At 30.8% G+C, this 13,208-nt stretch carries 15 protein-coding genes; all 15 read left to right on the top strand.

Annotation, left to right across the window (positions count from 1 at the left end; all coding sequences use genetic code 11):
- The first annotated feature begins 11 nt into the window (after positions 1-11).
- The gene (locus tag BUA19_RS03105; RefSeq protein ID WP_072723577.1) at positions 12-1,169 is read left to right on the top strand and encodes a phage major capsid protein; all 1,158 of its coding nucleotides are present in this window, start codon (positions 12-14) and stop codon (positions 1,167-1,169) included.
- A 32-nt stretch (positions 1,170-1,201) separates the two neighbouring features.
- Complete coding sequence (locus BUA19_RS03100; protein WP_330388984.1) at positions 1,202-1,483, top strand: head-tail connector protein; 282 nt, start codon at positions 1,202-1,204, stop codon at positions 1,481-1,483.
- Positions 1,484-1,485: 2 nt separating this feature from the next.
- The gene (locus tag BUA19_RS03095) at positions 1,486-1,821 is read left to right on the top strand and encodes a phage head closure protein (protein WP_072723575.1); all 336 of its coding nucleotides are present in this window, start codon (positions 1,486-1,488) and stop codon (positions 1,819-1,821) included.
- Positions 1,814-2,197, top strand: a complete 384-nt coding sequence (locus tag BUA19_RS03090; protein ID WP_072723573.1) for an HK97-gp10 family putative phage morphogenesis protein — start codon at positions 1,814-1,816, stop codon at positions 2,195-2,197. The genes BUA19_RS03095 and BUA19_RS03090 overlap by 8 nt, the downstream gene beginning before the upstream one ends.
- A complete protein-coding gene (locus BUA19_RS03085) occupies positions 2,194-2,520 on the top strand; it encodes a hypothetical protein (RefSeq protein WP_072723571.1) in 327 nt (108 codons plus the stop codon). The genes BUA19_RS03090 and BUA19_RS03085 overlap by 4 nt, the downstream gene beginning before the upstream one ends.
- A gap of 24 nt (positions 2,521-2,544) precedes the next feature.
- Positions 2,545-3,117: a major tail protein gene (locus tag BUA19_RS03080; protein ID WP_072723569.1), complete on the top strand. Its 573-nt coding sequence runs from the start codon at positions 2,545-2,547 to the stop codon at positions 3,115-3,117.
- 40 nt (positions 3,118-3,157) lie between these two features.
- On the top strand, positions 3,158-3,490 hold the full coding sequence (locus BUA19_RS03075) for a hypothetical protein (RefSeq protein ID WP_072723567.1): 333 nt from the start codon (positions 3,158-3,160) through the stop codon (positions 3,488-3,490).
- 212 nt (positions 3,491-3,702) lie between these two features.
- On the top strand, positions 3,703-6,693 hold the full coding sequence (locus BUA19_RS03070) for a phage tail tape measure protein (protein ID WP_084601920.1): 2,991 nt from the start codon (positions 3,703-3,705) through the stop codon (positions 6,691-6,693).
- Positions 6,693-7,397 (top strand): distal tail protein Dit, encoded by a 705-nt coding sequence (locus tag BUA19_RS03065; protein WP_072723565.1) that lies wholly within the window; start codon positions 6,693-6,695, stop codon positions 7,395-7,397. The genes BUA19_RS03070 and BUA19_RS03065 overlap by 1 nt, the downstream gene beginning before the upstream one ends.
- Entirely contained in the window at positions 7,397-9,310 is a 1,914-nt protein-coding gene (locus BUA19_RS03060; RefSeq protein ID WP_072723563.1) for a phage tail spike protein, read from the top strand. Before BUA19_RS03065 ends, BUA19_RS03060 begins: the two co-directional genes overlap by 1 nt.
- A 5-nt stretch (positions 9,311-9,315) precedes the next feature.
- Entirely contained in the window at positions 9,316-10,368 is a 1,053-nt protein-coding gene (locus BUA19_RS03055) for a hypothetical protein (protein WP_072723561.1), read from the top strand.
- A gap of 10 nt (positions 10,369-10,378) precedes the next feature.
- Positions 10,379-12,046 (top strand): hypothetical protein, encoded by a 1,668-nt coding sequence (locus BUA19_RS03050; RefSeq protein WP_072723559.1) that lies wholly within the window; start codon positions 10,379-10,381, stop codon positions 12,044-12,046.
- 17 nt (positions 12,047-12,063) lie between these two features.
- Positions 12,064-12,357: a hypothetical protein gene (locus tag BUA19_RS03045; RefSeq protein ID WP_072723557.1), complete on the top strand. Its 294-nt coding sequence runs from the start codon at positions 12,064-12,066 to the stop codon at positions 12,355-12,357.
- Positions 12,358-12,370: 13 nt separating this feature from the next.
- Positions 12,371-12,598, top strand: a complete 228-nt coding sequence (locus BUA19_RS03040) for a hypothetical protein (protein WP_072723555.1) — start codon at positions 12,371-12,373, stop codon at positions 12,596-12,598.
- Entirely contained in the window at positions 12,591-13,160 is a 570-nt protein-coding gene (locus BUA19_RS03035; protein ID WP_072723553.1) for a peptidoglycan recognition protein family protein, read from the top strand. The genes BUA19_RS03040 and BUA19_RS03035 overlap by 8 nt, the downstream gene beginning before the upstream one ends.
- Positions 13,161-13,208 lie beyond the last annotated feature (48 nt).

Below are 13,208 nucleotides of genomic sequence, written 5' to 3'. Positions count from 1 at the left end.
GGTAATTAATAATGAGCAAGAAAAGACAAGAACTAAAAAATCAAATTGAAATTTTAAAGGCTGAAGCTAGACAACTCGTGGAAGAAAACAAAATGACAGAAGCTAAAAATAAAGTAAATGAAGCTAAAGAATTAAAAAATCAATTAGATCTTATGGATGAACTTGAGGCTTTAGAAGCACAAAATATTTCAGGTAAACCTATTGGAGAGATTAAAGATGAAAAAGAACAGGAACAATTATACCAAAATGCTTTCTTTAAGGCACTTAAGGGTAAAAGGTTAACAGCTGAGGACAGGGAAGTTTTAGAATTCAAAAACTCTTTATCAGAAAGTACTGACGCTGATGGTGGTTTATTGGTGCCACAAGATTTACAAACAAAAATAAACGAATATAAAAGGAGTTTAATTGATTTATCTAAACTTGCAACAATTGAACCAGTTTCTAGTCTTACAGGTAGTAGGGTAATTGAAAAGATAGCAACTATGACTCCACTTGTTAATATTACTGATGATACGGCTGATATAGATGAAATGGCAAGCCCACAATTTGAGACTATTAGTTATACAATTCAGAAATATGCTGGTTGGTTACCAATCCCGAATGATTTACTTAAAGATAGCGACCAAAATATAATTAACTATCTTAAAAAATGGATAGGCAAGAAATCTATTGTAACAAATAATACATTATTTTTAGCGATATTAAATTCTTTAAGTGAAAAAACATTTGCTGACTACAAAGCTATTAAGAAAGCTTTGAATGTTACACTTGATCCAATACATGCTGTAGGAGCTAAGATACTTACTAATCAAGATGGATTCCAATATCTTGATACGTTAGAAGATAAAAATGGTAGACCACTTCTAAAAGATGATATAACTCAACCTACACGCAAAATCTTATTCGGTAAACCTGTTATAGTAGTTCCTAACAGTCAACTGTCTACTACTGGAACTACTACAAAATATGCGCCAATATATGTTGGAGATTTTAAAGAGGGAGTAATTAAATTTGATAGACAAAGATATGAAATAGCTTCAACTAATGTTGGTGGTACAGCATTTAGGAAAGATAGGACAGAGCTAAGAGTAATCGAAAGAGAGCAGTATAAAGCATGGGATAGTGCTGCGATTGTAAGAGGTAAAATTGACGTTACAGCAGTAGTATAAAAGAAGGGGTACTCCCTTCTTTTTAATAGGTGGTGATAATATTGGATATATCAGAAGTTAAAGAATTTCTACGATTAGAACAAGATTACACAGAAGAAGATATGCTATTAGATAATTTAATTACTGCAGCAGAAGAATATTTAACTAATGCAGGTGTAAATAAAGACTATACAAAAGAGTTATATAAACTAGCAATAAAGCTATTAGTATCTCATTGGTACGAGAATAGAGAGGTTACTGGCAAAGCTGATAAACTTGCTTTTAGCTTAGAGACTATTATATTGCAGTTAAAATATACACAAGAAGAGGTGTAACTATGGATATAAAAATAGGCGAACTGAATAAACGTATATCTATAGTAGAAATACAACAAATGCAAGATGAATATGGTTTTGCAACAGAGCAAGAAACAGAAGTATGTAAGTGCTGGGCAAAAGTATCTAATATGAGTGGAAGAGAAGTTTTTAAAGCAGGTGCAGATTATAGTAAAGTCAAAATACGATTTCTTATTAGATATAGAAAAGACATTAAATTAAACACAGATATGAAAATTAGATTTAATAATAAACTATATAATATTGTTTATATAAACAATTATAATTTTAACAATAAGTTTGTTGAGTTAATAGCCGAGGTGGTTAACAATGGCTGAATTTAAACTAGAAGGTTTAAAGGAATTAGAGCAGAAATTGCAGGAAATGGGTAATAAAACAAGTAGAATAGAAAATAAAGCAATAAAAAAAGCAGCAGAGCCGATTTTAGAAGATGCAAAAGCAAATGCACCTGTTGATACAGGGAGACTAAGAGAAGGGCTTAAAATAAGTAATATTAAAACTAAAAATGGTGAGAAGTATGTGGAAGTAGGTATTACAAAAGGTGATAATAGTGAAATGTTTTATGGAAAATTTATTGAGTGGGGGACAAGTAAAATGCCAGCAAAACCTTATTTAGCCCCTGCTTACGAGAAAAATAAAAGCAAAATAAAAGAGATTATAATAAAAGAACTTAAAAAGGGGTTGGGATTATGATAAATAAATTGATAATTGATACATTACAACCCTTAGGAATACCTGTTTGCTTTCAAAAATACAACGGAAACGAAGATACTTACATAACTTTTTTCTGTTACAATGAACAAGGTGAGTTGTTTGCTGATGATGTTGAAATACAAACAATGTTTTATGTTCAAATTGATATTTGGAGTAAAGGTAATTATAATGATATAGCAAAACAAACAAGAGAACTACTTGAAAACGTAGGATTTAAGAGAACATCATCAATAGATTTATATGAGAAAGATACAGGCGTATATCATAAAAGTATGCGTTTTTTCTATGCTCAAAATAATTAAAAATTAAGAAAGGAAGTGTTATTTATGGCTACAATAGGTTTAAGAAATCTTGTTTACGCAAAACTTGTTAAAGATGATAACACAGGCGTTACATATGATACAGTAAAGCCGATAGCACCTGCGATTGATGCAAAGATAAGTCCATCAACAAATACTGATAGTTTATATGCTGATGATGGTATTGTTGAAACTGTTGAAACTTTAGGAGAGATTAGTGTTGAATTAGAAGTATCAGATTTACCAGTTGAGGTTCTTGCAGATTTACAAGGACATACAATAGATAACAATGGTGCATTGGTAAAAAAAGCAACAGACCAAGCACCATACGTTGCGATTGGTTTTAAAAGCAAAAAATCTAATGGAAAATATAAATATGTATGGCTTTACAAAGGTAAATTTTCACTCATTGAAGAAGAATATCATACTAATGAGGATAAAGCCAATTTCTCTACTCCAAAACTAAAAGGAACATTCTTAAAAAGAATATATGACGAAGCATGGCAAGTATCAGCAGATGAAGATACAACAGGATTCACACAAGCATTAGCTGACAAATGGTTTGATTCTGTATATGAAGAAAATGCAACATTAGCATAGGTAGGATTAATTTCCTACCTTAAATTTGGAGGTGTAAATAATGAAAGGTAAAGAATTAAAGCAAGTAGGCATAAAAATTAAATTGGATAAAGAAAGACATTTATTGTTTGATTTAAATTCATTTTGTGAATTAGAAGATAGGTTCGGCAGCATTCAGAAAGCATTTGAAGAATTGCAAAAGGGTAGTGTGAAAGGAATAAGAACGTTGCTTTGGGCTGGATTAATACATGAAGATGAAGGACTTACAGAAAAAGAAGTAGGTAAGATGATTACACTAGAAAAACTTAATGAAGTAGTAGATATTATATCAAAAGCAATAAGTGATGCTATGCCTAATCCTAATGGTGACGAAGAAAATAAAGAAAAAAACTAGAATCCCAGTCTGACAATGAAACGTTGGACTGGGATTGGTTATATTACATGGCTACTGTGCTTCTAGGAATGAGCGAAAAAGAGTTTTGGAAATGCACTCTTAAAAAACTGTATGCATTGTGGAGGGTGCATATACAAGTTAATGGATTAGATGTTGAAGAGAAGAAAACATATATTGACCAAATTCTATAATAGGAATAGGGAGGTGAGATAATGGCTGAAGTAGGTAGTCTTGTTGTTAGGGTAGGTATGGATTCAACTGGATTTAACACTTCTATTAGCAAACTAAATAGACAATTAAGAGTAGTACAATCAGAATTTCAAGCAGCAAGTGTTAAATTAGGTAATTTTGGTAATTCTACAGAACAATTGCGACTAAAAGCAGAAAGTTTAAATAAACAAATAGATATACAAAGCCAAAAAGTTGAAGTGCTGAGACGGAAATACGAAGAGAGTCTACGAACAAAAGGGGCAGATAATAAAGCGACACAAAACCTTGCTATTCAATACAATAGAGCTCAAGCAGAACTATCAAGATTAGAAAATGAATTAAGAGAAACAAATAACACAATAGAACAGCAGACAAACAGATGTACTAAACTTGATCGGCAATTACAAGTAGTACAATCAGAATTTAAAAATGCTAGCAGTGCATTAAGTGGCTTTGGAAGTTCTACAGATAAATTAAAAGTAAAAGCTGATTATCTTAATAAATCTATTGATTTGCAGAAACAAAAAGTACAAGCACTTAAAGAAGCGTTTGAAAAATCGAAAGAAACAAAAGGCACAGATGCTAAAGCTACACAGAATTTAGCAATTCAATATAATAATGCACAGACAAAGTTAAATTATTTAGAACGAGATCTAAAAAAGGTTAATGATGATATTAGAATACAAGAGAATAGATGGATACAGCTAGGGAACAAACTAAAAGCTGTAGGCACTAAAATGCAAAACGTGGGCAAAAAAATGCAAGATGTTGGTAAATCACTTACAACAGTTACAATGCCGCTTGTTGGCATAGGTGCTGCAAGTGTCAAAACTGCAATGGATTTTGAATCTGCTATGTCTGAAGTACAAGCTATTAGTGGAGCTACAGGTGATGATTTAGAAGCTTTGAAAGATAAAGCTTTAGAAATGGGATCAACAACAAAATTTAGTGCTAGCCAAAGTGCAGAAGCACTTAAATATATGTCTATGGCTGGTTGGAAAACAGAACAAATGCTTGATGGATTAAGTGGAGTAATGAACTTAGCAGCAGCTAGCGGAGAAGATTTAGCAACTGTATCAGATATAGTAACAGATGCAATGACAGCATTTGGTATGAAAGCGAATGAAGCAAATGATTTTGCTGATTTATTAGCAGCAACTTCAAGTAATGCGAATACAAATGTTAGCATGTTAGGCGAATCGTTCAAATATGTAGCACCAGTTGCAGGAAGTTTAGGTTATACAGCAAAAGAAACAGCTCTTGCGTTAGGATTGATGGCTAATGCAGGAATAAAAGCATCAAATAGTGGTACTGCTTTACGTTCTATTATGACAAGGTTGGTTAAACCGACAAAGGAAAGTGGAACAGCTATGGACATGCTTGGTATAACTATAAAAGATGCTACTACTGGTAAAATGAAACCTTTTATTCAAATAATGGAAGAATTAAGAGAAAAATTCAAAGATTTAACACCAGATCAACAAGCATTTTATGCAGCACAAATAGCAGGGAAAGAAGCTATGTCAGGACTTTTAGCTATAGTAAATGCAAGTGAAAAAGATTATATGAAATTAGCGAGTGCAATAGAAGAAAGCAAAGGTAAAGCAAAAGAAATGGCAAAAACAATGCAAGATAATCTTCAAGGTCAATTGACAAAATTAAAATCAGCTTTGGAAGGTGCTGCTATAAGCATAGGAGAAACACTAATGCCTATGATAACAAAACTAGTTGCTAAAATACAAGAATGGACAGATAAATTTAATTCACTTAGTCCAGCACAGCAAGAATTGATAGTAAAAATAGGCTTATTAGTTGCGGCAATTGGTCCTATATTACTCATATTTGGACAATTCGCAGGGGCGATAGGCAATGTGATGTTAGTCGGAGGCAAATTAATTACGCATTGGGGATCTATTTCATCAGCAGCAACTAAATTTGCTGGATTTTTAAAACCACTTTTAGGTGGCTTATTTAGCCCTTGGGGTTTGGCTATCGCAGGTGCAGTTGTAGCAGGATACTTGATAATTAAAAACTGGGATAAGATTAAAGAAGGTGCTAAAAAATTAAAAGAGTTTTTAAGTAAAAAATTTAATGATATAAAAGAAAGTATATCGAACAAATGGAATCAAGTTAAAGAAAAAACTACTAGCACATGGAATAATATAAAAACTAGCACTAGTGAAGCATGGGGGAATATACAAACTACAGTAAAAAGTAAAATATCAGGTGTATTCGATAATGTAAAAGATAAGATGAATTCTATAAAAAGTACTATGTCTGAAAAATGGAATTCAATGAAAGAAAACACATCACAAACATGGCAAATAATTAGAAGTAAAATAAATGAACATGGTGGAGGTATAAAGGGTGTAATAGGAACTTATACAGAAATATACAAAACTGTTTGGGAAAATACATTCAATGTTCTTGACAAAATTACTGGTGGTAAGATGTCGAGTATATCAAATACAATCTCACAATCAGTTAATAATATAAAAACTAAAATGATAAATACCTGGAGTAATATTAAAAATAGCTTAACGGAAACATGGAATAATTTAAAATCAAAAGCAAGTAATATTTTTAGGGATATAGCAAGAGCTATTGTAAGACCATTTAAAAATATCCATATTCCTACACCTCATTTTGATTTTTCAGTTTCACATAGAGAAATAGCTGGTGTTAGTATTCCTGTTCCTAAAGTACATGTTAATTGGTATGCAAAGGGTGGTATTTTTAATAGACCAAGCGTTATCGGAGTTGGTGAAGCGGGAACAGAAGCAGTACTTCCAATCGATCGACTAGATGATATTCTAGCAAGAGCTCTTAAAAAAGTAGGAGATAAAAGTTTTAATTCTGAAAGTGCTACTTCTAGTGGAATTACTCTTCATATAGAAAATTTTTATAATAACGCAGATAAAGACATTGAGCAACTTGCTTATGAACTAGAATTCTATAGACAAAGAGTAACAATGGGAAGGGGTGGAAAATAGTGTTAAGCTTTAACTTTAATGGCAAAGATAGTTATCTAGACTTTGGAATACTGATTGCAAAAAGACCGACCATCCCTTCAACGAAGCGAAGGGTATCTTATATAGATATTCCAGGGAGGCATTCAAGACTTAAATATGATGAAAGTACATTTGAAGATATTACAATAGGAATTGAATGTGCTGTAAAAGAAAAAGAGAATCTAGTACGAAAGCTTGATGAAATAAAAGCATGGTTATTTAATGCAGGAGAAAGTGATTTAATATTTAGCTTTGAGCCTGATAAAAAGTATATAGCTCAAGTTGTCAATAGCATAGATTTTGAACAGGTGTTTACATATACTTCAAGATTTTTAATTCTTTTTAGCTGTAGACCCTTTAAATACGCTGTGCAAAATAGTCTACTTACGATTACAGAAAGTAGTAATATAATTAATCCAGGTACTATTGAAAGTGAGCCTATAATTAGAGTTTATGGTAATGGAGATATATTACTAAAAATAAATGAACAACATATAGAACTTAAAGAAATAACTAATAAAATAATTATAAACTCAATAATCCAAGATGCTTATGATGATGAAGGCAACATTTTAAATACTAAAATGAATGGAGAATTTCCAAAATTTAAAATAGCAGAGAACAATCTTACTTGGACAGGAAATGTAAAAAAGATAGAAATTCTCCCTAACTGGCGGTGGTTGTAGTGATTATAGTTTATGATAAGAAGACTAGAAAAGGAAATTTTGATAATAACGGACTTGCAATACTTGATGAATGTATAAAAGCAGAAATAACTGAAGAGCTTAATGGAGAATATAGTTTATATATTGAATACCCTGCAAACTCTAAAAAAGCAAATTTTCTTATAGAATTTAATATTATAAAGGCAGAAGGTCAGCTTTTTAGAATATATAAGATTGAGAGAGAACAGAAAATTATAAGGAAAATAAAGGTGTGGGCAAGGCATATATTTTATGACCTTACTTTTTATTTTATAGAAGCAGTAAATCTTTTAAATGCAAACATGAAAGAAGCTTTAGAAGGTACTATACCACCTGAAGCACAAGTAATATTTGAATTTACAGCGCCAGAAAAAAACATTTATCCTGTGAAAATGAGGAATGTAAGTGCCCTTGAAGCCATTTTTAAACTTTTTGAAATATATGGTGGGGAGTTAAAGAGAAATAACTATCAGATTGAAATAGTAGAAAAGTTGGGAGAAGCAAAAGACATTATAATAAAATACGGTAAGAATATAAAAGGATTAAGGGCTATCGTTGATATAAATGAATTCGCTACACGAATATATCCAATTGGAGAGAACAATTTAGTTCTTCCTGAAAGATATATAGAAGCAGATAGTAGCATAACAAATCTTCTTCCATATCCAATAACAAGAAAAGTAGAGTTTCAAGGAATTAAAGATGTAGAGCAACTGAGAGACGTGGCTAAAGAGTATATAAAAAAGATTTCTAATCCTTTTATTAATATTAAAGTTGATTTTTTAGAACTTAGTAAAACAAAAGAATATAAAGAGTATTCAAATCTGTTTAAGTTAAGTTTAGGAGATATAGTAAAGGTAAAACATGAGAAACTTGGTATTTACTCTGAATTACGTGTTATAAAAATAGTTAAAGATTTATTAAGACCTATAAATACTAAAATTGAGCTTGGGAATCCATTAAATACAATAATAAATAAATTAGATTTTACAAGTATTATAGAAAAACTGGAAAGCAAAATTGAAGGAAGTCAAAACGCAGTTATTATAAAGAAAAATAGTGAAGCAATTATAATAAGTTCAACTTCATTTTATCAAGCAATTGCAGTAGGTATTTCAACTTTAGCAGATACTAACCTAACTTGTAATTTAATCATTAACGGAAGTGCTTCAGCAGATCTTACACTTTTTATGAAGTTTTCATTAGATGGGCAATATTATGAGTTTCAGCCTAGCCAAAAGTTATCAAATGGTGAAAATGTAATTAATTTAACTATTCCTATTCCTCAAGTAACAGCAGGACATCATGCTTTTGTAATAGAAATGAAAACTTCAGAAGGTACATTTAATATTGATAAAAACAATTTGCAAGTAATGATAGAAGGAAGGAATTTAGAAGGGGGACTAAGTCCAAGTCTACCAAGGGCAGAAGTTATGCAATTTGTACTATATTCTTTGTTTATAAAGAAAATACAAAGTTATAAAAATAATTTAAAAACGGAGGTAAATATTAATAATCCTATAGATGATAAGCTGCAAATTTTACAGCAGATAAGCTATAATGAAGCATTAAGCAAAGACCCAACAAACATAAAAACAGATAATAAAATTACTATGAAAATCACTAGAATTAGTCAGAAGGCTAATGAAGATTTCTACTTAAATCTAATTACAGACGAATGGGTGAAACACTTTAAAGAGCTAAAAGATGTAGGAGATGGAAACTGGAAAGAAGATAATTATATTACTATTAAAGAACTAAAGCCAACTACAGTAGGAGGACCAGGAGTAGTTATAGGAACAGGAGCTATGTTTACAGTACAGTTTTCAGACCCAAGTCAATATAGGGAATTAGAAAATTTTGAAGTAAGTTTAATCAAAGTAGGTGGTGTCTAAAATAAATGCTTAAAATAGAAACCTTTGAAAAGGAAACATTGATATTTAATTTCACAGGAGATTGGGAAAGAACTACTCAAAGGGCTTATGATGGAAATTATTCTTATGGAAGTAAAGATATTTCTCATAGCCAAGAATCTAATGCTTATCTGACAGTTACTACAGATTATATAGAATTCTATTGGCGGGTTAGTTCTGAAAGTAGTTATGACAAATTTGAATTTTATATTGATGGAAATAGAGAAATTAGAGAATCAGGAGTTGTTGGTTGGAATAAGTTTTCAAAAACATTGCCAAAAGGAAAACATAACTTTCATTGGAAGTATTATAAAGATGGTTCGGTAAGTAAAAATGATGACCGGGCGTATATAGACAATTTAATTTTAAATATTGTGGAAAGTCGCTATTTTATAGAAGATGAAGGAGTAATGAAAGCTTGGAATGAAACAAACAAGCAGTATGAAGTAGTTCAAATAATTGATGAACAGAATCAGGAACTAGTGGATTTAACACCAGACAAATTAACCGATGAGATATTTTTAAACTATGGAATGAAGACACTAAAAGTAAGTAGGGCAGGTCTTGTTGATTTGCGACCTAAGATTTATTATTTTACAAATGAAGATGAAGTAGTAAGTAGCCCTGAAAACTTTTGTCTTAAACTAATTGAAACAGTAAAGAGCCTTCCTAAAATAGTAGTAGAAAACACAGGAAGAATACTAGAACAAACAATTAGTTCAATTACCATTGATGATACTGTTAGTGGAACTGGTGATTTACAGTACGCCTTAAGCAAAGACAAAATCACATGGTACGCTTTTGATATTACTAACCTAATATGGCAAGTTGTAGATATTACAAATGATACAGATTTTGCAATAAAAGGAATGAGAAAAGAAGATTTTGAAGTAATAACTGAAGCTCACTATGAAGAAATATTTAAAATGGGTGATGAATTATACTTAGCATTTCGTTTTTATAAAGGAGAAGAAACAGATGAATGTAAGTTTAAAGGAATTAAAATAAATTATACTTCTCCTTTGGATATTATTATTTAGGAGGTAGAGTATGGCTGTAAGAGAAGTTATAAGCTACAATAAAGATTATTTAACAGGAGAAATTTATACAGATAAAAAGAAGAAAAAAGACACAGGAATAAAAGGTAAAGTACTAATTGAGCTCTTTGATGAAAAAACAAATAAAAAAGTAAAAGAAGCTTATACAGAAAACCTAATACCAGACCTATATTTTAAAGATACATTTATTAACCAATTCCTAAATGGTGTAATGGGAGTTGGAAATACTAGAGATTCCTATAACTACAACTGGTTTAATTATCTTTACTTAACAGATTATGATAAACCTGAAAATGTAAATGAACAAAGAGTTATGGGTAATGTTATAGGGTATGCCCATAGGAATAGTACATACTCTGGAGATGATATTAAAAGAGGTACCATAAATAGGGCAGAAACTAGATTTGAAGTCACTGATAATAAAATGAAGATAAATTTTGTCTTTGACTTTCCAACTCATGCTGCTAATGGAAGAATAGAGAGTATTTATTGGGGAGAATCAGATCCTAATTATAAGGATTATTTTTATCAAGGACCTTGTCTGTATGGTAGAGAAAATGGAGATACAGATTATTATCTCGATAGCACTACAAAACCTGAAAGATATTGGGTTGTTAATAGATTATTTAATTATGCACGAACAATAAAGTTTACTAGCCTTACAAAAGGCTGGGTTTTGTTAGATGGGAAAGAAACAAATGTTACTCAATCAAACTACGTACAATTCCCAGAACACTTAAAAGGCCACTGGCTTATGATTCCTTTTGATTTAAGCACAAATGATATAGTGCTTTGGGATAAAGTGGTAAAACTTTTAAACTCTGAAGGTAATCCATTAGTTCCTGATAGTAATGATGAAGTTAGACAATATGATTATTTAAGCAGTGTATGTCCTTATATTCAAGAGGATGGAAATTTAATCTTTATTGGTCACTGTACCTATTATATTTCAAATGAAAGATACCTTAGAATATATAAATGGAGTAAAGTTGGAGTACAACTTAGCTTTGTAGATGTTAATATGAGTCAATCTTTTAAAGATATAGACTATAACATATTATTTAATTACGAGAAAGTATCAGATGAAGGCGTTTATTTAGATGGTTGTATTGATATTATTGGTTATACCTATAGACTTGATGAACAGTATAATGAAAACATCTACACAAGTAGATGGGTAAGAGTAGATGCAGATGGTAATATTATTCAAGATATGAATTTAAAACCGAAAATTGGTAACTCAACTTGGTTTGCCACTAAGGGAATGGATAGTGGAAACATTGAAAGAAGAGTACGAATTTATAACTTTTATAGAAGTGCTAATAGAATTTATTTATATTATAGTGGTACTCAAGGTGGTACTAGCTTTTATCAGGTAATTACACCCCAAGGAAATCTTTTAGAACCATCTAAGATGAATTTTGGATTTGATAATACCAGTTATACTGATTACTATAATATCTTAGGAACAGATAGATGGATAAGTAGGTATTATGGAAGAAAAAAAAACTATCTCTTAATTAGAGCATTGTTAACAAGTAAGCCTATAGGAGCCCACACTAAGTTAGCTCAACCAGTAGAAAAAACTGATGCAAATACTATGAAGATTCAGTATATGTTTGAGATTGATATACCTGATTATGCTAATGATGTATACTAATGAAGGGAGCAAGTTAAATGAATGATTGTAAAGACTGTGTATACATGACAACACTTGCTAAAAGAGTAGAAGAGATTGAAAAAAATAATAAAGATTTTGAAATAAGAATAACTAATTTAGAGCGAAAAACAGATGTAGAAAAAGAAAGAACAGATATGATATTCAACATTCTTAATGAAATAAAAGGAAGTATAGAAAAAATAGCAAACAAAATAGAAGATATTGAAAGTAGACCAAATAAGCTTCTGTGGGGTATTTTAGGTACCGTTGCAGGAGCTATTATTATGGCTGGAATTACACATTTAGGTTAGGGAGGAAATTATAATGGATAATAAGTTCAGAAATTATGGATTATGGGTTTCTATATTAGCTTTTATTCCAATATTAGCTGATAGTTTGAAAGTATATGATATAAATATAATACTTCCTGGTAACTATGAAACTTTAACAAAAGCATTTTTAAGTATCTTAATTATAGCAGGAATTATATCTAATCCAAAAGAAGGTAAATGGTTTTTAGATGATAAGAAAGAAGGTGCTGAAAATGAATAAGCCAAATAAAATAATAATACATCATTCACTTACGAAAGATGGAAAAACTGTAAGCTGGAATGCTATAAGAAAGTATCATAAAAGTAAAGGTTGGAGAGATATAGGTTATCATTGGGGGATAGAGCTTGTAGGTGATGAGTATGAAATTCTCAAGGGAAGAGATGAAAATGAAGTAGGAGCACACACAAAGGGACAAAACTCAAGCAGTATAGGGATATGTTTAGTTGGAAATTTTGATATAGATGAACCATCAAAGGCACAATTGTACAAATTGATTGAGCTTATAAGAAATATATGGTGTAGATATGGACAATTACCTGTATATATGCATAATCAGTTTGCGAGTTATAAGACTTGTCCAGGAAAAAAATTCCCTTATAATTGGCTTTTAAATGAATTAAAGAGGGAGAGCAGAGTGGTTGATGATGATTTTAAGATCGCGATAAATAAATTAGCAGAAAAAGGAGTAATAAATTCTCCTGCTTATTGGATAAACAATGATGATTATAAAACAGAATATGTAAGAGAGCTTATTAAAAAGGTTTCAAGAAAATTAGGGTAGCCATGATGCTACCTCTTTTCTTATTTTTTGCTTGATAAAATTTATGTA

The sequence above is a fragment of the Tepidibacter thalassicus DSM 15285 genome (assembly GCF_900129915.1).
Classification (GTDB): domain Bacteria; phylum Bacillota; class Clostridia; order Peptostreptococcales; family Peptostreptococcaceae; genus Tepidibacter; species Tepidibacter thalassicus.
The sequence above is the reverse complement of the archived record's forward strand: the minus strand, read 5'-3'. Positions and strand labels throughout refer to the sequence as shown.